Genomic DNA, 22762 nt, shown 5'->3' on the forward strand with positions numbered 1-22762 from the left:
GACCATGGACGAGGTTTCGAGTCGCCACACCATCAGGTGCAGCCCGATACCGGCACGACAACCGACTCGTGGTGCACACCATAGTGATCGATGATGTAGTCGGTCAGCGGTCCGAGCTCGCGATGTGTGACGACCACACCTTTCGGCGTTCCGGTGGTACCAGAGGTGTAGATCAGATAGGCGGGATGACCCGGCCGCAGCGCACGCGCCCGGTCGGCATTGCCGACCGGGGAGCCCGCCCGCCTTGCCGCCCGCCCGACCGCGCGCGGATCGTCGAGCGCCAGCCAATCGATGCGGTGCCGACCGAGGTGGTCTACTCCGACGTACAGTGCCGCGTCGGTATCACAGTGCGCCGCATCATCAGCACTGCGCCGAGGTACGTCGCCCGTGCCATATCGGGCCGCGTCATCGGCAGCGAAGTCGACACCGTCATCCTGCGAGAATTCACCCGAACAGGGCAGGCTCGGCCGTATCGCGGCGATCGTGAGTCCTTGACGTGCACCGGAATCCGCGATCACCGCGGCGATGCGACAGGCAGGCTCGCTCGGATCGACCGGCACGAAGCAGGCACCCGTCTTGGCCACGGCCCACAGTGCCAGCAGGGATTCCGGGGAGCGCGGCACCGCGACCACGACGAACTCACCGGGCCCCGCACCATCGGCCAGCAGTTCCCGCGCCCAGCGCGAGGACGCCTCGTCCAACTCCCGGTAGGTCATGCCGTGCCCGCCCGCACGCAGAACGACCGCTTCGGGAACGATCCCCGCCTGCGGCAGTTCCGGTGGCAACCGGGTCCGCGCGAGGTCGGCGCACACGCTTCGCCGCGCCTTCGGCACGGTGTCGTCGCCGACTTCCGTCACAACGCCTCCCCGCCATTTCGGAAAGCATGCCGCTGAAGAATGTCCGGGCAAACCTACGGCATCCGATAGGCAGGCGCGGGTATTCCACGCCGTCCGGATGTCACCCTGGACAGGGCTATGCCGGAACCCTCGGGGCGTGGGCGGATGCCGATTACGCAACCACCTCCGCGAGTACGTCATCGAGATCGCTGGCGGTGACGCCGAAAGTGTTCCGGATGGCCGAATCGTCGACGATGAACTTCCGGTGCGACATGTGGTAGGTCTCGAACAACTCGATCCAGAACGGGTCGGTGTTGCCGAGCAGCGTCAGTTCCCGATCCGTCATCACCGAGAGCTGCGGCGCAGGCGCGCCTGCCACAGCGGCGAACCGCTCGGCAACCGTACGCACGGTGGATGTGATCGTCGGCGCCAGCCAGGCCCTGCCCCACGCCCTATCGTCACGGGCCACCGCGATCAGTGCGGCCGCGGCGTCGCCGATCGCGGTGTAGGGATGGGGCAAGTCGAGTTCCTGAGGCACCAGCGCAAGCTGTCCGGCGAGAACTTTCGGCTGCACCACGATCGAGAACAGCGACACCGCGCCCGCGCCGAGGTACTGCCCGGCCCGGACCTCGGTAGCGCGCAGCCTGCCCGCATCATGTGCGGCCTTCGCCTCCTGCCACATCTGCGCACGCACCCGACCCTTGGGCCCGGTCGCGGCGAGCGGTGCGTCGTCGGTGACAACGCTGTCCGACGGGCCGTAACCGTAGGTATTGCCGAGCATCACATAGTTCGCTCCGGACTGCTCCGCGGCGGACTGGATGGACCCGAACAAGGGCGGCACTGTCTGCGGCCACGTGTGATAGGCGGGCATGGCCAGGTTGAACACGGTGTCGGCGCCCTTCGCCAGTGCGGTGAGGGTGGCTGTATCACCGGCGTCGAGTGCGATCCGTTCGATATTCGGATGCTCCGGGCCTGTCCCGCTACGGCTGACCACCCGTACCCGGTCGCCGGATTCGGCCAGCCGAATCGCGGTTGCCGATGCGGTGCCGCCACGGCCGACAATGACATGTGTTGACATGCGAATTCCCTTCTTGGACAGGTTAATTCACGCAAATCCCGGGCGCGGACGCCGGTTGCGGTTCGCGTGGGATCAACTGTGCCCGCAGCGCCGGAGGTAGGCTAGTGGCCCAACAGCCAGCTATCCCAAGGATCAGGCCATGAAGACTGTGGCAGTTGTCGCCGTAGCGCCGGTGAAAGCCTTCGACCTCGCCATGCCCGAAACACTGCTCGGTGCGGTGGCGACGGACGGCGAGCCCGGGTACCGGATAGTGGTGTGTACCGCCGAGCCCGGCGTGGTGCGGGCCACCCTGGGTGGTTTCGATGTCGTCGTGACGCGCGGCCTGGACGCCATCGACGAGGCGGACACGGTCATCGTGCCGAGCACGGGTAGTCGTGGCACGGCCGACGATGCCACTGTGGCGGCGTTGCGGCGCGCCGTGGAACAGGGCAAACGCGTCACCTCCATCTGCAGCGGCGCCTTCGTACTCGCCCAGGCGGGCCTGCTCGCGGGCCGCACCGCAACCACCCATTGGGGACTTGCCGACGAACTGGCCACGATGTTCCCCGACGTGACCGTCCGCAGCGACGCCCTGTTCATCGAGGACGGACCGATGACCACCGCAGCGGGCGCTGCCGCCGGAATCGACCTGTGCCTACACCTGATTCGTCGCGACTACGGCGCGGCCATCGCCAACGCGGCCGCCCGCGCCGCCGTCGTCACACCGGTTCGCCCCGGCGGCCAGGCCCAATTCGTCGACGCCCCACTGCCGCCCGAGAACGGTCTTTCCCTGGCCGCCACCCGCAACTGGGCCATGGAACGCCTCGACACTCCCCTGTCCCTCGACAAGCTAGCCGGTCATGCCCGCACCAGCGTGCGCACCCTTACCCGCCGCTTCCACGAGGAGACCGGACTCAGCCCGCAGAAATGGCTACTACATCAACGCATCCAGCGGGCACGGGAACTGCTCGAGTCCACCACACTGCCGATGGATCAGGTGGCCCGCCACAGCGGCATCGGCTCCGCGGAATCGTTGCGTCAGCACATGATCCGCCACGTGGGCATCCCGCCGACCGCCTATCGGGCCTCGTTCACCCGGGCCCCACACCGGACCGCCTGAAGACGGCGTCCGATCCGACACGGCCGCACACCTCGTGCGGCGAATCCCCGAGCGCCCACGATCGCACCCAGGACCACCGATCCAGACGTGGTCGTTCCTTCCCGAGGTCGTGTACGCAATGATGAGCAGAGCCCTGGTAGGCGGACTCCGGCCACTGCGATCCGCTGGTGGAACGGGAGTCGGAACGCGCCGCTACCGCCGTCGGTCGGCAATTCCGCGCCGAGGTGACGACAGCGAGACAACCGTGCGTTCAGCGTGCGCGGACGCGGACCAATTCGTGTGCGGCGGTGCGATAGCGGTTGGCGATGAGGCGGACGACAGCCGGATGGACGCCGATCGGCTCCGCGACGCCGTCGGCTCCCGCCTCGTGCAGCCGCTGCTGGAACAAACCGTGCGCCAGCAGGTAAGAGGCGATGAAGACGCGTCGAGCGCCCGAATCACGCAGTGCCGCGACCACGTCCGGAACACGGGGCGCTCCGGTCGCGACGTAGCCGATACGGACCGGTGCGCCGAGGTGCTCGGCAAGCATCGCCGCGGCACGCCGAACATCCTGGCGCGCCCTGGCATCGGAGGATCCCGCGGCGGCGAAAACCACCGCGTCACCGGGACGCCAACCTGCGGCGCGCAGGCGCATGGCCATGACCCGGGCCAACGCCGGGTCCGGGCCCATGGCCGCGGTGACCGCGACGGCGGGGTGGCCGCTTTCCGATACTTCCCGTGGCACATCTTGATACACGTGGTACCCCGAGGCGAGGAACGCCGGAACTACCACGGCCGCAACGGCTTCGCCCGCGGCGTCGGTCAGGTCACGCAGGACTTCCGACGGCGAAGGGCCGAGCACATCGACGAATGCGGTACGCACCCGGAGCCGCTCGTCCTCCGAGGTACCGGGACAACCGGCGTCGCGCCCCGAAACCGCGGCGCCGAGTTCCCGCGTCACCGCCTCGGCCAGCGCGGCGATCATCTGCACGCCCTTGGTGCTTCTGGTGCCGTGCGCCACCAGAACCAGGGCCGGAGCCGTCACCAGCTCCCCGCGACCTGTGCGTATCGCGGCGCTCGCGCCGGTGTGGCAATGCCGGACGGATCCGGACGCGGATAGTTGTCGGTGCATTCGACGGCGTCCAGCGCCAGCCGATAGCCACGTTTGACCACAGTCTGGATCGCTTTCGGCGCGCCGAGCCCGGCACGCAGCCTGGCAATCGCGGTTTCCACGGCATGCGTGTCGTCACCGCCGCCGGGCAGCGCCGCGAGCAGATCCTCACGGGACACGACCCGACCGGGCTGCCGAGCGAGCGACCGCATCAATGCCATCGGCGCGGGCGCCAGCTGCCGTACCGATCCGTCGACGACGACACACGCGCCGCGCACGCTGATCGTGTGCCCCGCCGCGTAGATTCGATTCGCGCGCCGGGGCAGCTCCTCGGCGACATGCCTGGCCAGCGCACCCAGCCGGGCCCGGCCCGGCATCGTGGTCGGCACCCCGAGTTCCTCGAGCGGCGCCGCCGTGATGGGCCCGACGCAGGCAGGCAGCACCCGACCGCGCAACGCGTGCAACACCCCCTCGATCAGCCCGGTTTCCTTGGCGCGCATCAACAGTGACGCCACTGCCGGCGCACTGGTGAAGGTCACGCAGTCCAGGCTTCCGGTGACGATGGCCTCGATCAGGTTGTCCATCGGACCCTGATCCTCCGGCGGGATCCAGCGGTACACCGGGACCGGAACGACATCCGCTCCCGCACAACGCAATACCTCACAGAAGTCGGGAACCGGCTCCCATTCGGTGGTGGCACCGTGCAATTGGACCGCGATCCGCACGCCTTCGACGCCCTCGGCGAGCAGATGGTCGAGCACCTCGGCCGAAGACTCCGAGGCCGGCGACCACTCTTCGCGCAGTTCCGCGGCGCGGATCGCCCCCTTGGCTTTCGGACCGCGCGCGAGCATCCGGACCGAAGCCAGCGTGGTGCGCAGATCTTCGGCGATCCCCCAGCCCTCGGCCGCCTCCATCCAGCCGCGGAAGCCGATTCCGGTGGTGGCCACCGCGATCTGCGGCGGATCCTCGACGAGCAGGCGGGTCACCCGCTCCAATTCGGTGTCGTCGGCGAGTGGAATGATCCGAATGGCCGGAGCGGAGACGACACCGGCGCCTCGTCGAACCAGCAGCGTGGCGAACTCGTCTGCTCGCCTGGCCGCCGTGATGCCGACCGTGAATCCGGCCAGGCAGGCGCCCGCATCGATTGTTGTCATGCCGATCCACCGTCCGCGGAGGAGTCGAGCTCGGTGACGACCGGCTCGTTGGAAATCGAAACGATGCCGTCGTAGACCCGCACCGCGTACACCGGCAGCGCTGCCGAATCGTCGTCGAGGCACTGCCCGTCGAGCAATGAGAATGCCTGCTTCAGCAGCGGCGAGGCCACCACAGGGATGCCGCCGCGATCACCGACGATCCCGCGCGACATCACGGCCGCTCGACCGATCGGGTCGATATTGCCGACGGCAGCGAGTGTGCCGTCCGATAGCAGGAACAGGGCAGCCTGCCTGCCGCCTTTCAGCAACACCGCAACGCCGCGGCCGGGAATCAGGTAGTCGAGCCGGCAGGCCTGCGTCCAGCCGGTGGTGGCCACTGCGGGAATACCGGGGGTATCGATCACGGTCATCGGTGTCATCCTCCAAACGCCTTACCCATTGGTACCGGCGTCCTGTTTCTAGGGGGTTACGCGGTTATTGCCCGCTCGAGGCAACCGGGATTTCCGGCATCCCGAGCAACACCGGAACCTTTCGTTCCCCGCTGTCGTCGAACGAAATGGTCGGATCCGACTCTTCGGGAGCGTTGACGAAGGAGACGAAGCGCGACAGCTTCTCTTCGTCGTCGAGCACCGCGGCCCATTCGTCGCGGTAGCCGGCGACATGCTGAGACATCGCGGCCTCGAGATCCTCGGCGATGCCCAAGCTGTCCTCGCAGATGACCTGCTCGAGGTAGTCCATCCCGCCCTCGAGGGCCTCTTGCCATGGCGCGGTGCGCTGCAAGCGGTCGGCGGTGCGAATGTAGAACATCAGGTACCGGTCGATGTACTTGATGAGTGTCTCGTCGTCGAGCTCACCGGCGAGCAGCACCGCGTGCTTGGGCGTGAGACCACCGTTGCCGCCGACGTAGAGGTTCCAGCCGTTTTCGGTGGCGATGACACCGACGTCCTTGCCACGAGCCTCCGCGCACTCACGAGCGCAACCGGACACCGCCAGCTTCAGCTTGTGTGGCGAACGCAGGCCGCGGTACCGCTTCTCCAGCAGCACGGCCATGCCGACCGAGTCCTGCTGGCCATACCGGCACCAGGTGGAGCCGACACAGCTCTTCACGGTCCGCAGCGACTTGCCGTAGGCGTGGCCGGACTCCATGCCGACATCCACCAGACGCTTCCAGATCAGCGGCAGCTGTTCGACCCGCGCGCCGAACAGGTCGATACGCTGACCGCCGGTGACCTTGACGTAGAGACCGAACTCCTTGGCCACCTCGCCGATGGTGATCAGCTGGTCGGCGGTGACCTCGCCGCCGGGCATGCGCGGCACCACCGAATAGGTGCCGTTCTTCTGCAGGTTGGCAAGGAAGTGGTCGTTGGTGTCCTGCAAGGCCGCTTGCTCGCCGTCGAGGATGTGTTCGCTCGAGGTGGAGGCCAGGATGGAGGCGACCGTCGGCTTGCAGATATCGCAGCCGGTGCCCGTGCCGTGCTTGGCGATCAGGGCCGAGAAGGTGCGGATACCGGTGACCTGGACGATCTGGAACAGCTCGGCCCGGGACTGGCCGAAGTGCTCACACAGCGCCTTGGACATCTCGACGCCGGACTGCTCCAGCAGCTTCTTGAGCATGGGAACGCAACCGCCGCAGGAAGTTCCAGCGGAAGTGCAGCTCTTGACAGCGGGTACGTCGCAGGCGCCGTCGGCGATTGCCCCGCAGATCGCGCCCTTGGAAACGTTATTGCAGGAGCAGATCTGGGCGTCGTCGGGCAGTGCGTCCGCGCCGAGTTCGGCACCGGCCGGCGAGATCAGCGCAGCGGGCTCGGCAGGCAGCGGACGACCGACCAACGGACGCAGTGCCGCGTAGGCGGTGGCATCGCCCACCAGGATGCCGCCGAGCAGGATCTTGGCATCGTCGGAGACAACGAGTTTCGCGTAGGTGCCCTTGGCAGCGTCGTGCAGAACCACCGACAGCGCGCCCTCGGTGGTGCCGTGCGCATCACCGAAGCTGGCCACGTCGACACCGAGCAGCTTGAGTTTGGTCGACATGTCCGCGCCGGGGAATTCGCCTGCGCCACCGAGCAATCGGTCCGCGACGATCTCCGCGGTGGTGTAGCCGGGAGCGACCAACCCGTAGCAGGTGCCCTCGACAGCAGCGCACTCGCCGATCGCGTAAACGTTCGGATCCGAAGTCCGCAGGCCGAGGTCGGTGATGATGCCGCCGCGCGGGCCGACCTCCAGACCGGAGTCTCGGGCGATCTGATCGCGGGGGCGGACACCGGCGGAGAACACCACCAGCGCCGCGTCGATCACCGTCTCGTCGGAGAGGGTGACCTTCAATCGGCCGGCCGGCGTGCTGTCGGCGGCAGTCTCGATCGACGAGGTGCCGACACCCGTGTGCACTTCCAGGCCGAGGTCGCAGACCAGGCGCTCCAGGATCGCGCCGCCGCCCTCGTCGACCTGGGCGGGCATCAGCCTGGCGTTGAACTCCACCACATGCGGAGTCATCCCCAGCAACCGCAGCGCGTTGGCCGCCTCCAGGCCGAGCAGACCGCCGCCGACGACCACACCGACCGCACCGGGACCTGCCGCCGTCGCGGTCGCCCGGATGCCGTCCAGGTCGTCGAGGGTGCGGTAGACGAAGCACTCCGGCAGGTCGTGGCCCGGCACCGGCGGCACGAACGGGTACGACCCGGTGGCGAGCACCAGCGCGTCGTAGGCGATGGTGTCGCCCGCGGAGGTGGTGACTTTGCGGGCCGCCCGGTCGATGGCCTCCGCGCGCTGACCGAGGCGCAGCTCGACCAGGTCGTCGCCCGCGTACTCGTTACCAGGCAAGGCGAGCGCGCTCGTATCCCACACCCCGACGTAGGAGGAGAGACCGACCCGGTCGTAGGCGGGCAGCCGCTCTTCGCTCAGGATGACGACCTGCCATTGGCCTGCCTCGTCCCTGGACCGCAGTGCCTCCACGAACCGGTGCCCGACCATGCCGTGGCCGACGACCACCGCGATCTTGCGCTGAGCGGGTTCGACTGTCGAGTTCATGACTGTCCTCCGTTGATATTTCGGCGTCAGGCTCGGGCCGACGGGCTCGCGGACGTGGAGTTGGTGCTGCTCGAGTCGATGGCCTCGGCCTCGAGGACGAGTGCCTCGGCCTCGACGACGACGTCGGAATCGAGGCTCGTGGCGGTGGAGGTCGCCCGCATGCTCGGGCGGCGCAGGAAGACCACCCAGGTCAGCGCGGCGCACGCCACATAGAAGGCCATGAAGACCCAGAACGCGGTGGTGGCCGACGCGGTCGAGGCGTAGGAAGACCGCAGCACCAGGTTGATGCCGACCCCGCCGAGCGCGCCGATGGCGCCGACGAAACCGATGAGGGCGCCGGAGGTGTTCTGCGACCACGCGGCCTGGGAGGCCTGGCTCACGTCCAGACTCTTGGACTTGGCGTCGAAGACCGACGGGATGATCTTGGTGACCGATCCGTTGCCGATGCCGGACAGCACGAACAGCGCGATGAACCCGCCGATCAGCGCGACCATCACCGCACCGCTCGGCACACCGCCGTTGCGATCACCAACGGTGCTGGCCGCCGCGACGATGACGGCCGCGACCATCATCGCCCCGAACACGTACATGGTGACCCGGCTGCCGCCGATCTTGTCGGCCCACTTGCCGCCGTAGGGTCGCGCCAGCGACCCGAGCAACGGTCCGATGAAAGCGATCTGCGCGGCATGCAGTGCCGCCTGCGCAGCGGTATCGCCACCGGCCTTGAAGCTGATCTGTAGCACCTGGCCGAAGGCGAAACTGTAGCCGATGAAGGAACCGAAGGTGCCGATGTAAAGGAACGCGATCGCCCACGACTGCGGCACCCGCAGCGCCGTGATCATGTAGGACAGATCGGCCTTCTGGTTGCGCAGATTGTCCATGTACAGCGCGGCGCCGACACCGGCCAGCGCTACCAGCAGCAGGTAGGCAGCGCAGATCAGCGAGGCGTAGCCGTTGCCGAGAGTGGCGATGATCAGCAGACCGAGCAGCTGGATCACCGGGACACCGATATTGCCGCCGCCCGCGTTCAGACCGAGCGCCCAGCCCTTGAGCCGCTGCGGATAGAAAGCATTGATATTGGTCATCGAGGAGGCGAAATTGCCGCCACCGAAACCGGCGAAGCCCGCGACCACGAGGAAGGTCGTGTACGAGGTGCCGGGCTGGTTGATGAAATACAGCGTGAGCAGCGTCGGAATAAGCAGCAGCACAGCGCTGAAGATGGTCCAGTTGCGACCGCCGAACCGTGCCGTCGCGACGGTGTAGGGAATCCGCAGAATCGCGCCGACGAGGGTCGGCACCGCGACAAGGAAGAACTTGCCCGCCGGATCGATGCCGAATGTGTCGGTGGGCATGAACAGCACCATGACCGACCAGATCGACCACACCGAGAAACCGACGTGCTCGGCGAAGACCGACCAGATCAGGTTTCTTTTGGCAATGTCTTTGCCGCCTGCCTCCCAGGCCGCGACATCTTCGGCATCCCAGCGCTCGATGTTGTGGTTACGCGTCAGCGTGCTCAACAAGGGCCTCCCAAAATCGGTTAGCCCAACCGTAGGAAACGGGTATTGCCGAAATGCTGCGCGAAATGACCGTCAAATCAACGGTTGCTCACGATTACCCGGCCGCACAGGTGAGAACCCACCGAATGTTTCGGGTATATGACGCAACGGTTTCCGCGCGTCACAAACAACCGACCTCGACATCGGCAGCCGACGCAGGGTGTGACGCACAGCATGCTCGGCCCATCACGACCTCGCAACTCGACGCGAGGTTCGGTAATCGCGACGAACGCCGGCCGCCGACGCTATTGATGCCAGGTGTCTTCGAGCATCCGCGGCTTGCAGGCCTGCCACGCGCCGGTGAGCAACACCAGCACCGCGACGCTGAGTAACGCGAACGGTGCGAGCCAACCGCCGGTCGCGGTGTGCAGCATGCCGAACAACAGCGGCCCGACGCAGGCCACGGCGTAGCCGACGCCCTGGGTGAAGCCCGACAGCGAGGCCGAGCCCTGCGGGGTTCTGGTGCGCAGGTTGATCAGTGTGAGCGCCATCGGGAAGGTGCTCGGGCCGAGGCCGAGCAGCACCACCCACAGCACCGGTGCGCCCATCGGTGCGATCAGCAGTCCGGCGAAGGCGATGAAGAAGAACAGCGCGCAGCCGACGACGAAGGGGAAAGGATTGCGGAAGCGCGCAACGATAGTCGGTGCGGTGAACGCGGAAACCAGCCCGACGAGCGCGAAGAGCGCGACCATGGTGCCGCCGAAAGCGTCGCTCGCACCGGCCTCGCCGAGGATCTCGGGCAACCAGGTGAAGATCGAGTACGTGGTCAGCGAGGTCATGCCGAACATGCCCGCCATGCCCCAGGCCACCGGCGAACGCCACGCCTTGCCCTTGGGCTCGCGCCTCGCGGCAGGCAAACCGGTCGAGTCGACAACGTCGCGGCCGCGGCGATCGCGCAGTACGCCGATCCACGGCAGCGCCGCGGCGAATCCGAGCACCGCCCACAGGCCGAGCGAGATCCGCCAGCCGTGCGCCTCGGCGACGGGGACGGCGATGAGGGCTGGCACGACGGTGCCGAGCTGCACCATGGTGATGTACAGCGAGCTCACCACCGCGAGCCGGTCCGGGAAGTACCGCTTCACCAACGGCGGGATCACCACGTTGCCGATACCCATGCCACCGAGGGCGAGGGCGGAGAAGACGAACATGGCAGCGGTGCTGCTGATGGTGGCCCTGATCAACATGCCCAGCCCGGCCATCAGCATGGCGACCATGGCGGTGCGTTCGAGCCCGAGCCTGCGCACGAAGATCGGCGTCAGCAGACCGGACACCGCGAACATCGCGGTCGGAATCATGCCGAAGACGCCGATCACGGCGGTCGAATAGCCGATGTCGGCGCCGATTCGCTCGGCGAGCGGACTGAATGCGGTGACCGCAACGCGGAGGGTGAGCGCGGACACGACAATGGCACCGAGGATCAGGAGGCGGCCCTCGGTCAGCGCACGTCGGCGTTGCTCGACCCGGTCGGCTACCAGGCGAGTTGTCGTCTCCTCGAGGGTTGCGGTCACCGAGAAATCATAGGATGACCCGATGATAGGAGGCAACCATTTGTGATGGGCGGTACTCTGTTCCGGTGCAACCAGTCCGGCGCACCAGCCTCATAGCCCAGGTCACCGAACAGCTGCGTGCCGAAATCCGTTCCGGCCGTTGGCCTATCGGCTCTCGCATCCCTACAGAACCGGAGCTCACCGAGCTAACGGGCACCGGTAGGAATACCGTGCGCGAGGCGGTGCAGGCGCTCGTCCACGCAGGCATGCTGGAGCGCCGACAAGGCTCCGGCACCTACGTGATCGCCGCCTCGGAGGTCGGCGGCACACTCGCGAAGTACTTCGCCGACGCGGAGGAGCGCGACGTCCTGGAGCTACGCCAGGCCTTGGACTCCACCGCTGCCGCGCTCGCCGCCCGCCGCCGCGACGACTCCGACATCGCGAATTTGCGACACCTGCTGGTCGAACGCAATCAGGAGCACTGGAACGCGGAGAACGTGGCGGCCATCGAGGCCGACGTCGAACTACATCGCGCGATCGTGGTCGCCAGCCACAACGCGGTATACCTCGAGTTCTACGACTCGTTGTTGCCGACCATCGAACAGGTGATCCGCGCGCGGACCAAGAAGTCCGACGACGCGTTCGACGCGGAGCACAACGAGTTGGTGCAGGCCGTGATCGACGGTGACCCCGATCGAGCCGCTCAGGCGGCGACCTGTTTCCTGGCCACGCTCATCGCCGAATATCCCGCACGTGACGAACAAGCGCGGTAGGTAACCGAGTGGTCACCGGGCGGCGTCCCACCATGTGAGTCGGAATTGCCGGGAACGTCACCGACGGCCACTCACACGCAACAACCGGCTTCTACCTTTGTCTCGACCGTAGCTGGGCAACAAGCCGAGCCCAATCGAGAGGAAGCCGATGACCGCCACAGTAGCTGCCACCGGCAAGCATTCGGACACAACCACTTTCGAGCACCAGAAGCGTGGTCGCTGGCTGGATACTTGGGAGCCCGACAACGCAAAATTCTGGGAATCGGGCGGCAAACTCACCGCTCGTAAGAACCTGATCTTCTCCGTGTTCGCCGAGAATCTCGGCTTCAGCGTCTGGGTCATCTGGGGCACCGTGGTGACCAGCATGGGCCTGGCGGGCTTCGACTTCCTGGCCGGTCTCGGCAAGGGCAACCCGACCGCGGTGAGCAATGCCCTACTACTCACCTCCACCCCGACACTGGTCGGCGCGGCGTTGCGCATTCCCTACACCTTCGCCATCCCCAAGTTCGGCGGGCGAGCCTTCACCGCCTTCAGCGCCGCGATGCTGTTGATCCCGACCTCGGGCCTGGCCTATTTCATCAATCACCCCGGCACACCGATGTGGGTGTTCATGATCCTGGCCGCGCTCGCCGGTGTCGGCGGCGGCAACTTCTCGTCCTCGATGGCCAACATCAACTTCTTCTTCCCCGAGGGCAAAAAGGGTGCGGCACTCGGTATCAACGCCGCGGGCGGCAACCTCGGCGTCGCCCAGACCCAGTTGGTGCTGCCACTGCTGATCACGCTCGGCACGCACATCATGGCCAAGGACGCGGCGGGCTACCGGTTCGGCATCACCCTCTCGGTCCTGGTGTGGATGCCGTTCATTCTGATCGCGGCCTTCGGTGCGCTCCGGTACATGGACAGCATCAGCACTGCCAAATCCGATGGCAGGTCCTACAAGCTGGCGCTGACCAACCGACACACCTGGGTGATGTCGTTCCTCTACATCGGCACATTCGGCTCGTTCATCGGGTTTTCCTTCGCCTTCCCGACCTTGATCAAAGCCAACTTCCCCGACCTCGCCAAGATCGGCTGGATCACCACGCTCGGCAATCTCGCGTTCCTCGGCGCACTGGTCGGCTCCTTCAGCCGCCCGTTCGGCGGTTGGGTGTCCGACAAGGTCGGCGGCGCCAAGATCACGGTGTACGTCTTCGGCGGTATGGCGGTGGCGTGCGCGCTCATCTTGGCCGCGCTGGAGCTGAAAAGCTTCCCGCTGTACCTGATTTCGTTCCTACTGCTGTTCGTCCTCACCGGCATCGGCAACGGCTCGACCTACCGGATGATCCCCTCCATCTTCAGCGCCGAGGCCAAGAAGTACGCCTCCGAACACGGCCTGGATGCCACCGACGCTGTCGCATCGGCACGGCGGCAGGCAGGCGCCGCCATCGGTGTCATCGGCGCAGTCGGCGCGGCGGGGGGATACGTGCTGCAGCAGGCACTTCGCTTGTCCAACATCAACTTCCACAGCATGACCCCCGCGTTCTGGACCTACGCGGCCGCCTTCCTCGTGATGGCCACCGTCACCTGGTTCTTCTACCTGCGCTCCACGCTCGGCGTCGGGCGGATCCCCTCGCTGGCCTACGCCAACGTGTAATCACCAGCGCCGCAGTACAAGCCGAACGCCACACCGCTCGTTCCGACTCAGGTCGGGACCCGAGGTGTGGCGTTCGGCTTTCACCCGTCTCGCCCCCCTCGCGGCACCGACGCTTTACGCTGGAAAGCGGACTCACATCGGGGTGACAGAGGTGAGCATTTGAATATCAGCAAGAAGTCGCAGACACCGTTGTATCGGACTGCGACGCGGGAGGACCTTGCCGACATCGCCGCGTTGGAAAAGCAACAGCTCGGGGACCTGGCCTACTCCTCTGTGATCCTGCGCCAATTGTTCGATTTGCACGGATCACACTGGGTGGTGGCCGAAATCGGCGGGCACGTCTGCGGATACGCGATCGTCGGCATCAACGCGGCGCAGCTGGCGTGGGTGCTCGGGCTGGCCGTCGCCGGTGCCCACCAGCGGCGCGGCCTGGGCACCGCGCTGCTCGATCGGGCCATCGCGAGCTGCCGCGCCGCCCGCGTCGACCGGATCTTCATCACCGTGCGACCGACCAATCAAGGCGCCGCCGCCATGTACAAGAATGCGGGCTTCCGTTGGGTCGGCCACGATCGGCGGTATTTCGGCGACGACGAGCCGCGCGACGTGCTGATGCACCGGATCCATCGCACTGCCCTCGCACCACCGATCGCCGGACCGAACGACAAGCGTTGGCTCAAGCCATCGCCGGAGCCGACCAATAGCCGAATTCCATTGCTATGGTGGAAATAACGTCTTGCCGACGTGTCACTCCCGGGGGAGATCTACATGTCCGATCAACCGGATCTGTCATCCACTTTCGTCGCGTCGATGACAACCCGGATCCATCGGCACGCCGCTGTGTACGCAGAAGAGATCATCGACCACCTAGCCGGTCTCGACGGCCGATACCGGCAGCCGCGTGAGGAGCGGCTGCTCGACTCCTTCAACACGCATGTCGAAACCGTCGTCGCCAGTTACGAACCGCCCGGCATCCGGCGGCGTGGCGACAGCCTGGTGTTCACGAATCTCTATGGCGCCACCCGCGAACCACATACCGACGACGACGAACACGGCACCGTTCCGCTGGAATTCCTGGCCGCCCTGCTGGCCGCCGAGGTCGAGTTCCGCGGCCCGCTGCGGCTCAGCGGCACCCAGAACACCATGCTCGCCGAGGTATACGAACGCCTCGGCGACTGCCTGCGCTCGGCCGGACTGTCCGGTCACGCAGCACTCGCGTTCCGGCGCGCAGGTAGTCTGCACCGCCAGAACGAGGACGACGACGATGCCGACCGATGTGGCCTCGCCCAGGCGCGCGCCCGGTTCGAGGCGCTGCCGCCCGGCTGGCGCCGGACCGGCGGCCATATCTCGGACCTGTTGTGCGGCTACGGATATCAGCCATTCCGGCTCCTCTCCTGGATGGCTCTGCTGCTGGTCGGGTTCACACTCACCATCAGCTTCCTCGCCGGTGTGGAGGTGCCTGCGACGTTCTATCTGTGCCTGATGAACTTCCTCAACCCAGTCGGCGTCGGCGACACCACAGACATCGGCGGCGTCGGCCAGACCCTGCTGGTGATCGAAGCGTACGTCGGCACGGTCTCGACCTCGGTGTTCTTCGCGCTGCTCGTCCGCAGGTGGTTCCGGTTGTGACACGGCTACCAGTTCGTCGTGGATACCTTGGCTTCACGCAATGCGGCCAGCGTCGCCACCGAAAGCCGGTTACGCAACTGCCCTACCCGACTGTCCCAATCACGAGTGAACCCCGGCCTGAGCTCCAGCTGCTGCCACAGTCCGAGGAACCGCGGCGGAGTGTGCGCTCCCGGCATCCACAGATGCGCGAGGTGTTCGAGGACCGCGGCGAGGACGCGCGCGGAATCCGGGCTCGCCGTGTCGTACCGATCCGCCTCCTCGACCGCGTTGACCACCGCGGTCAGCAACCAGTCGTGCATCGCGAGGTCGGCGCAGAACTGTTGGGCCACAGCCAAATCCTCGACATCCCGGACGGTGATCTGCACGGTGCGGACCTCGTCGTCCTCGAGCCGGAACTCGACATGCGGAACCTCCACGGCACCGAGCCCGGCAGTCCACTGCAATCGAGTCGAACCGGTCAGCAGCGGCGACCGCTGATCCAGTCCGCTATCCAACCGCACCCTGGCCAGCAGCCGCTCGCTGATCGAACCGAGGTCCAGGGTGTCCGGCCCCATCGGCCGGTGCAGGAAACCGTGCACCAGGTCTGTCCCGACGTCACTTCTGATCTTGTTGATCACCTCGGTCACCCCGCCCCTGCGCAGATAGTGCTCCCACTTCTCGCGCTGCGGCCTGGCGGCCCGCACCACTGCCGTGCGCACCGAACTCTGCAGCACCCGGCCGCCGACCACCACGGCATCGGTGGCCACCGTCCCCCTGGCCTCCACCTTGGCACCGGTGCCTGTCGCCAGCAGACAATCCACGCCCACCAGGATGCTGGGCGAAATCGCCATCGGAATGGGCCGCTCCCACGACCGCACCGGACGACCTGGCTTCAACGCCAGCAGATTACGAACCTCGACACGGCTCAATGCTCCCGAGGCCGGCACCAAGCAGGTGCGGACTTCGCCGAGGACGATGAGCGTGCGCTCCGGAAGGACCATCGCATCGGCCATCTCAGGCGGTCGTCGCCCGGCCGGCCCAGGTTTCTGGGACGAACAGGTGCTCGAGTCGATGGCTGACCGGACGTGGCACCGTGACACCGTCTTTGACACCACTGCGCACCGCGAGATCGATCACCTCGTCGTCGATCTCGAGATGGCCGAGGATGACCTCGACCGCATGCTCGATGCTGACGTAGGTGCGCGGCAGAATCGACACCGCCCGATAGGCGGCGAACGGGTGCGCGTCGGGGTTCAACTGCACCACGGCGGGTAAATCACGCCACGCATTCGGCCAGGTGAATTCGCCGTCGGAGACGGGCCACAGTTGTGGTTGCGCCACCGGGGCGCCGTGGTATCGCAGGAGATCCAAGCGCATCAACTGCCACACCGACGCCAGGAAGGGGCAGGCCCATACTCGGTCCGCATCCGCTCGAACCCGCGACTTCTTGGTCGGCACGGCCCACAACTGGGTGTCGAGAAAGATCGAATGCTCGCGCCGACCGTACTCCTCGGCGGGCCGGTATTCACCGCTGCGCATCGCCTGCACCGTGTCGTAATCGGAAGATCGGCGACCGTTGCACAGCCAGCCCGATACATCGGTGGGCGGCCTGCGCCCTGTCGTCCGCAGAATCGGTTCCGGCACGATCCAGGAGGCGACCATCTCAGCAAGCGGGATCCGCGCACCGGTCGCGACACCGTCCACGTACACCGGGGACTCGAAGCAACCTTCCTCCCGGGCCAGATAGTCGATCGTCATACCGCATTCATCGGCGGCTTTGAGCAGCTTTCCGATGATCTGGCTCGGGTCGGTGTCCGGGCCGAAGTAGTCATCGATCAGAAAGCACGTACTCACCTTGGCCTTCGGTCCGAATTCGTCCTTCGCATAACCGATATTCGAGTCGAGGCGCCTTTTGACCTCTTTGAACTGCGCCCTGATCCGATCCTCGCCATTGGTGAGGTCGTTCATATAGAAATGCCCGACCTCGATAGACAGATGCGAAAGCGGCGCCGATGTGATCGTCGCGCTTGCCGTCGCCTCGCTGTAGCCCGCAGCGGTCTCCACTGGCGATCGAAATCCTTCCTGGAAGGGGGTGGGTCAGAACGTTTCCCACACAGCGTCATCGGTGAGTTGACGGGCGAGTTCACCGAAAGCAGTGGTGGTCTCGATGTTGGCGATCTTCGCGTCGACATCGGCGTCGAGGATCACTTGTTCGCGCCACTGCAGCATCGGCTCCATCGGCGTTTCCCCGAGCAGCGTGCTCTGGCCCAGTTTCTTGGTGGACGCCAGCTTTTTGAGCGCCGCATTCTGTTTCAGTAGCCATCGTGCCTGCGCGGATTCGTCATTGCCCGGTTGTGTGAACGGGTTGGGGACCGCCGTTCGAATGAACCGAATCGACTCGCGCAGCTTCTTCTCGTCGTGCCCGTACCCGACACCGGACTCCAGCAGGCCACTCGGACCGTGCACCAGCGAGCTGGCCGCCATGATGTGCTGTCGCGTCCAGCGGTGGAAGATCAACCAGCGGACGGTCTCTTCGGCGAGCTGCGGGTGCGCTGTCGCCTCGAGAACGAGCTGCGCCGCCGCCGAACGCCCCGCGCTGAGATCAACGATGACGACATGGAATTCACCCATCACCTTCGAAAGCAGCTTCACACACTGTTCGACCATGGCGGTTCCGGTTGTCGGGAATTCCGCGCCGCCCTCGTCACCGGGAAATAGTACGAGCTTTCCGGAACGCATCGGCATGCGACACAGTTCGACACGATCGGATTTGGCGCGCACATCGATTCTGGTCGTCGTCTCTTTTTCGTTCAGTAGATAGGAGTGCAGCCCGGTGCCGTCGGAAATGCCACGTTCCACCGCGCCGATCTCGAACAGCGCTCCCGCGGTCGGCGAGCCGAAATCGAAATCCAGATACGCGACGTTCTTGCCGCTCATACACAGCCTGAAAGCGATGTTGCAGCTGGTCACCGAGCGACCGGTGCCACCTTTGTCGGAGGTCGAGAACACGAGCATGGCGTCAGTTGCTCCTCATCGCGTCCTGGTCGGCGTAGGCCAACTCGTCGAGTTGGTCCAGCGCTCGCATCGTGAGAACGACTGCGGTTCCGGGCCTTTCGTCGATCAACCGTCGTGCTCGGTCGAGATGGCGTTCGATGCGCGCGAGCGCCCTTCGGTTGGCCGTGAAGTCGGCGGCATTGACCTCGAGCAATTCGCGATTGAGCAAATGTTCGGCCTCGTTGAGCAGTGCCACCGCGTCGTCGACCAGTGTCACCGGACGCAAGGGCAGCGAGCGATAGGTGCGGTCGGCGGTGACAAGACCCTCGATCACCCGCTCCGTCAGATACCACGACGGCTGCGACGGCGAGGTGTCCGTCAGACCGAACGCACGTGCGGAATCGTCCCACAGCCCCGCGGCAGGCCCCTCCTGGATGACCCGCGAATCCAGGTGCTCCATGACCGATTTCGCGAGTTCCATCAAACGGTCGCGAGCGGTCACATTGCCGGACAATCTGGCCGCCTGCAGAATTCTTTTGAGCAGCACCGGCGCGAAGTCGGAGACGATCCAGGACAGCCTGGGGCCATCGCCGATGTCCTCGGTGCCGACGAGTGACATCCGCACCCCGGGCACATGCACAGCCACCGAGGGGTCGTCTTTGGTGACGCGTCGGGTGATTCGGCCGCGCCGCGCCAATTCGTCGAAGATCTCCACCGCTCGTGTCAGATCCTCGTCATTGGCGGTGCGGTTGACCAGATCCTGGATCAGCACCGCGGAAACGACGAGGCTGTAGTAGTCGGATTCCTGACCGTCGGAGGTTCGCCACGGGATGTCTTCCAGCGGCCAGCGGCCTGCGCCGAACCGGGCGACCGTCGACCAATAGAGCTGGGTGAGATGCCAGCGCGTCTGCAACGCCTCGGCCAGCCTGCGCTGGGTCTCGTCGAGCAGGTCCAACTGCCGGGTCCGCTGCGAGGTGAGGTCGTTGATGCCGTCGAGCGCGACGACGCTGAAATACAGATAGGGGCGTGGATCCGCGGCACCGGGCTGATCGGCGATCTTGGCCTGCACGAAGTCGATACTGTCGGCCTTCTTGGCGATGCCCCACGTCCAGCCACACTCGAAGAGCATGTCCTCGGCACCGAGTTCGGCGCCGGGAACAGTGGCGAGCTTGATGCCGCGCAGCTGGGTACGCACCGGTTCCAGACCACGAATAATGTTCTCCGCCATTACCTTCGGAGGCTGACCGGTCTGGTTCAGCATTCTGATGATCGTCTCGCCCGGTTCCGACTTCGTCGATACCGTGTTGACCACGAAACTTCGCAGCAGACCGACCATCGCCGACGTCAGCCGGATACTGATCTTCTCGCTGAGCACGTGGATGCGTTCGCCGAGCTCTTTGGCTTCATCGTAGGTCTGCCCCTGCACGAACCCTCGGAAGACCCGAAGAAAGCCCAGCGCCGCGATACTCAGGGTCAGCGACATGGAGTACGAGTCGACGACCTCGATCTCGCGTTGCACTGAGGTCGGCTCGAGCCCGCCGTTGGCCCGAAGATAGCTTCCCGCAGCGAATTCGGGCTCACCGTTGGGGTCGGTGTGTTTTTCGATGTACTCCTCGAGCACGCGCACGATGACCTCACCGATCCGCGTCGCGCCGCCCATCGCCTCGAGGGTGTCCCTGACGTCCTCGGCCATGTCGTCCGGCCGGTCGAGCGCTAGCACATTGATTTCGGTGGCGGGATACAACAGGCACAGCAACTGCTCGGCATCACTGATCGAGTTGGTGCCGTCCCGACCGCCCCACTGCCACTCGCCATCCTTATAGCAGGTGGCGATCAAGGTCTTCCAAACATTCAAAATCTGTGCCCGAGGCTGAATTCTCACCTGCCGCCGTCCTCACCCCATGTCGCAGACATCAAGCAACCCAACGGATTACCGCACCGGCGACTTCGTCCAAATTAGCACGGGCGCCACACTTTTCGCGCGGCCTCCGCAAGGGTAGATCCAACCTGACACCGACGTCTGCGGAGCCAGGTTTGCAACCGTCAGAGCATGCGCGACTGCCGAACAATCGGGGCAGTCGTCGAAGCAGAACACAGCCGCCGGACCGCGGCGGTTGTCAGAGCATAGAGCAATCGTGACGCAGGCCACAGTCAGCCCCCCGACGGGCCCCGGAGCAGCAGATCGACAACTTCTCAGAGCATGAGGCGGACCATGTCCGCGGTGCGGGCGAGACCGGGGAAAGCCTCCGGGGTCGACCGCGGGTGCAGTGCATGCACGGCGAGCCGAAACATGACCGCGCGCAACAACATCTGCGGCCATTCCGGAAGATCGGACCAGCGCTCGAGCAGACCGTCGTCGGCACCGCCCCACGCCAACGCATCCACCACGATGACCCCGGCCGCCCATGACGCCGGGCGCCAATAGGGGGTGAGGTCGGTGAGACCAGGGGTGAGGGCGCCCGCGAAAAGAACAGTGCCGAACAAATCACCGTGCACCAGCTGAGCAGGCGACTGCACCGGCTTGCGCAAGGTAGCCAACTGGCCGATGAGCTCCATGCTGCGCACGCCGTCCGGCGAGGTGGCAGGTGGCGTGCCACCGGACCGCAGGCTGCGCAGCGGCACCGCCTCCCAGGCGGCGCGGTCGGCCGCGACGAACACATCCACGTCCACCCACGGTGCCACCGGCGGCTGCACCAGAAAGCGGGGCCGCTCGAGTTTTGCCGTGGCCTGATGCAGGCGCAGCGATACCGAGATCACCTCGTCGTGGCGCGGCTCGGGAATCCCCTCCAGGAAAGTGTCTGCGCGCCAACCGGATACGACATACCGGCCGTCGGTTGCACGGACCGGCCGGGCCAGTCGCAACCCGTCGACCTTCAATGTCTCGCGCACTTTCGCCGACCACGCCGCTCGGGCATGATCGGCAACGGGACTGAGCACCACGTCACCGAGACGCCAGCCGCCGTCCCAATCTCCCAGCGAAACCGGGGTCACTTCGCGCAGACCGAACGTGGCGCGCACGTGCTCGGGAGGTTCCACAGAAGTCACGGCCGTACCGTACTCCCAGCATCTGCCCCATAAAGAGTGCCGCGCCGAAGTATCCGACGGCCGGTCCACGACGCCGCCGGGACCCATGCCGGGACCCGGACGGCGCAGGCGCGCGAAGGCGCGTCAGTACACCGGCAGGGACGGATCGACCTGGTTGGCCCAGGCGATCACACCGCCCTGCAAGTGGGTGGCGTCGGAGAAACCGGCGCGCTTGAGTGCGGCAAGGGCTTCCGCGGACCGGACCCCGGTCTTGCAATGCAGCACGATCGGCCGGTTCTGCGGCAGCTCCGAGAGCGCGTCACCGGAAAGGATGCGGTCCTTCGGGATCAGTGTGGCGCCATCGATGTGCACGATGTCCCACTCGACCGGCTCACGGACATCGATGAGCTCGATCTCCTTGCCCGCATCGATGAGCTCCTTCAGCTCCCGCGCGGTAATGGTGGAACCGGCCGCGGCGGCCATGCCCTCTTCGGACACCACACCGCAGAACGCCTCATAGTCGATCAGCTCGGTGATCGGCTGACGCTCCGGATCCCGGCGCAGCTTGATGGTCCGATAGTTCATGTCCAGTGCGTCGTACACCATCAGCCGACCGAGCAGCGGCTCGCCGATGCCGGTGATCAGCTTGATCGCCTCGGTGACCATGACCGAACCGATCGAAGCGCACAGCACGCCGAGCACGCCGCCTTCGGCGCAGGACGGCACCATCCCGGGCGGCGGCGCCTCCGGGTACAGATCGCGGTAATTGATGCCGCGGCCGTCCGGAGCGTCCTCCCAGAACACCGAGACCTGGCCCTCGAAACGATAGATCGAGCCCCAGACATAGGGCTTGCCTGCCAGCACCGCCGCGTCGTTGACCAGGTAGCGGGTGGCGAAGTTGTCGGTGCCGTCGACGATCAGGTCGTACTCGGCGAACAGCTCGACCGCATTCTCCGGCTCCAGCCGGATCTTGTGCAGCCGGACGTCGATGCCGGAATTGATCTCCAGGATCGAGTCACGCGCGCTGTCGGCCTTCGGGCGGCCGATGTCGGACTCGCCGTGAATGATCTGTCGCTGCAGGTTCGACGCGTCGACCTCGTCGAACTCGACAATGCCGAGGGTGCCGACACCGGCGGCCGCCAGATAGAGCAGCGCGGGCGAGCCGAGTCCGCCTGCGCCGATCACCAGCACCTTGGCGTTCTTCAACCGTTTCTGCCCGTCCACCCCCAGATCGGGGATGATCAGGTGACGGCTGTAGCGGGCGACCTCGTCCCTGGTCAGCTCCGCGGCCGGCTCGACAAGCGGCGGGAGGGACTTAGGTGATGACACGTCCAGGACTCCTCGAATCGAATTGGCCGATCGCAGTGCGGTAGCCGCGCTCCTGGCGCGACTCCTCTTTGTCCAAC

General features: G+C 65.9%; 19 protein-coding genes. 5 read left to right on the plus strand and 14 right to left on the minus strand.

From position 1 onward, the window contains the following. Positions 1 to 32: 32 nt before the first annotated feature. Together AB0M74_RS16750 and AB0M74_RS16755 are read right to left on the minus strand one after the other, a co-directional pair. Positions 33 to 857, minus strand: a complete 825-nt coding sequence (locus tag AB0M74_RS16750) for an AMP-binding protein (protein ID WP_366527139.1) — start codon at positions 855 to 857, stop codon at positions 33 to 35. 151 nt (positions 858 to 1008) lie between these two features. Then, positions 1009 to 1914 carry an NAD-dependent epimerase/dehydratase family protein gene (locus AB0M74_RS16755; protein ID WP_366527140.1) on the minus strand — a complete coding sequence of 302 codons (906 nt, stop codon included), beginning with the start codon at positions 1912 to 1914 and terminating at the stop codon, positions 1009 to 1011. A 139-nt stretch (positions 1915 to 2053) separates the two neighbouring features. Between AB0M74_RS16755 and AB0M74_RS16760 the strand changes: the two genes are divergently transcribed. Beyond that, the gene (locus AB0M74_RS16760) at positions 2054 to 3013 is read left to right on the plus strand and encodes a helix-turn-helix domain-containing protein (protein WP_366527141.1); all 960 of its coding nucleotides are present in this window, start codon (positions 2054 to 2056) and stop codon (positions 3011 to 3013) included. 250 nt (positions 3014 to 3263) lie between these two features. On the opposite strand, the gene AB0M74_RS16765 is transcribed toward AB0M74_RS16760, so the two are convergent. From AB0M74_RS16765 to AB0M74_RS16790, 6 genes are all read right to left on the minus strand, one after another. Then, the gene (locus tag AB0M74_RS16765; RefSeq protein ID WP_366527142.1) at positions 3264 to 4037 is read right to left on the minus strand and encodes a CbiX/SirB N-terminal domain-containing protein; all 774 of its coding nucleotides are present in this window, start codon (positions 4035 to 4037) and stop codon (positions 3264 to 3266) included. Beyond that, positions 4034 to 5257: a uroporphyrinogen-III synthase gene (locus AB0M74_RS16770; protein ID WP_366527143.1), complete on the minus strand. Its 1224-nt coding sequence runs from the start codon at positions 5255 to 5257 to the stop codon at positions 4034 to 4036. Before AB0M74_RS16770 ends, AB0M74_RS16765 begins: the two co-directional genes overlap by 4 nt. Next, entirely contained in the window at positions 5254 to 5667 is a 414-nt protein-coding gene (gene nirD, locus AB0M74_RS16775; protein ID WP_366527144.1) for a nitrite reductase small subunit NirD, read from the minus strand. Before nirD ends, AB0M74_RS16770 begins: the two co-directional genes overlap by 4 nt. A 64-nt stretch (positions 5668 to 5731) precedes the next feature. Further along, a complete protein-coding gene (nirB, locus tag AB0M74_RS16780; protein ID WP_366527145.1) occupies positions 5732 to 8281 on the minus strand; it encodes a nitrite reductase large subunit NirB in 2550 nt (849 codons plus the stop codon). 26 nt (positions 8282 to 8307) lie between these two features. Continuing rightward, positions 8308 to 9804: a nitrate/nitrite transporter gene (locus tag AB0M74_RS16785; RefSeq protein WP_366527146.1), complete on the minus strand. Its 1497-nt coding sequence runs from the start codon at positions 9802 to 9804 to the stop codon at positions 8308 to 8310. 281 nt (positions 9805 to 10085) lie between these two features. Continuing rightward, on the minus strand, positions 10086 to 11315 hold the full coding sequence (locus AB0M74_RS16790; RefSeq protein ID WP_366527264.1) for an MFS transporter: 1230 nt from the start codon (positions 11313 to 11315) through the stop codon (positions 10086 to 10088). Between the two features lie 98 nt (positions 11316 to 11413). Here AB0M74_RS16790 and AB0M74_RS16795 point away from each other — a divergent pair, with 98 nt between their 5' ends. From AB0M74_RS16795 to AB0M74_RS16810, 4 genes are all read left to right on the plus strand, one after another. Further along, entirely contained in the window at positions 11414 to 12100 is a 687-nt protein-coding gene (locus AB0M74_RS16795) for an FCD domain-containing protein (protein ID WP_366527147.1), read from the plus strand. Between the two features lie 148 nt (positions 12101 to 12248). Continuing rightward, positions 12249 to 13733: a nitrate/nitrite transporter gene (locus AB0M74_RS16800; RefSeq protein ID WP_366527148.1), complete on the plus strand. Its 1485-nt coding sequence runs from the start codon at positions 12249 to 12251 to the stop codon at positions 13731 to 13733. Between the two features lie 159 nt (positions 13734 to 13892). Further along, positions 13893 to 14462 (plus strand): GNAT family N-acetyltransferase, encoded by a 570-nt coding sequence (locus tag AB0M74_RS16805; protein WP_366527149.1) that lies wholly within the window; start codon positions 13893 to 13895, stop codon positions 14460 to 14462. Positions 14463 to 14498: 36 nt separating this feature from the next. After that, positions 14499 to 15359 carry a hypothetical protein gene (locus AB0M74_RS16810; RefSeq protein WP_366527150.1) on the plus strand — a complete coding sequence of 287 codons (861 nt, stop codon included), beginning with the start codon at positions 14499 to 14501 and terminating at the stop codon, positions 15357 to 15359. A gap of 5 nt (positions 15360 to 15364) precedes the next feature. Here AB0M74_RS16810 and AB0M74_RS16815 read toward each other — a convergent pair whose 3' ends face one another. The 6 genes from AB0M74_RS16815 to moeZ all read right to left on the minus strand — a co-directional run bounded on the left by AB0M74_RS16815 (position 15365) and on the right by moeZ (position 22685). Next, complete coding sequence (locus AB0M74_RS16815) at positions 15365 to 16351, minus strand: SCO2521 family protein (protein ID WP_366527151.1); 987 nt, start codon at positions 16349 to 16351, stop codon at positions 15365 to 15367. 1 nt (position 16352) lies between these two features. Then, a complete protein-coding gene (locus tag AB0M74_RS16820) occupies positions 16353 to 17402 on the minus strand; it encodes an SCO2522 family protein (RefSeq protein WP_366527152.1) in 1050 nt (349 codons plus the stop codon). Between the two features lie 33 nt (positions 17403 to 17435). Then, complete coding sequence (locus AB0M74_RS16825; protein ID WP_366527153.1) at positions 17436 to 18353, minus strand: SCO2523 family variant P-loop protein; 918 nt, start codon at positions 18351 to 18353, stop codon at positions 17436 to 17438. A 4-nt stretch (positions 18354 to 18357) separates the two neighbouring features. Then, on the minus strand, positions 18358 to 20214 hold the full coding sequence (locus tag AB0M74_RS16830) for an SCO2524 family protein (RefSeq protein WP_366527154.1): 1857 nt from the start codon (positions 20212 to 20214) through the stop codon (positions 18358 to 18360). A gap of 311 nt (positions 20215 to 20525) precedes the next feature. Then, on the minus strand, positions 20526 to 21377 hold the full coding sequence (locus tag AB0M74_RS16835; RefSeq protein WP_366527155.1) for a TIGR02569 family protein: 852 nt from the start codon (positions 21375 to 21377) through the stop codon (positions 20526 to 20528). 123 nt (positions 21378 to 21500) lie between these two features. Beyond that, the gene (gene moeZ, locus AB0M74_RS16840) at positions 21501 to 22685 is read right to left on the minus strand and encodes an adenylyltransferase/sulfurtransferase MoeZ (RefSeq protein WP_366527156.1); all 1185 of its coding nucleotides are present in this window, start codon (positions 22683 to 22685) and stop codon (positions 21501 to 21503) included. Positions 22686 to 22762 lie beyond the last annotated feature (77 nt).

This window comes from Nocardia sp. NPDC051463 (assembly GCF_040681975.1).
GTDB lineage: Bacteria > Actinomycetota > Actinomycetes > Mycobacteriales > Mycobacteriaceae > Nocardia.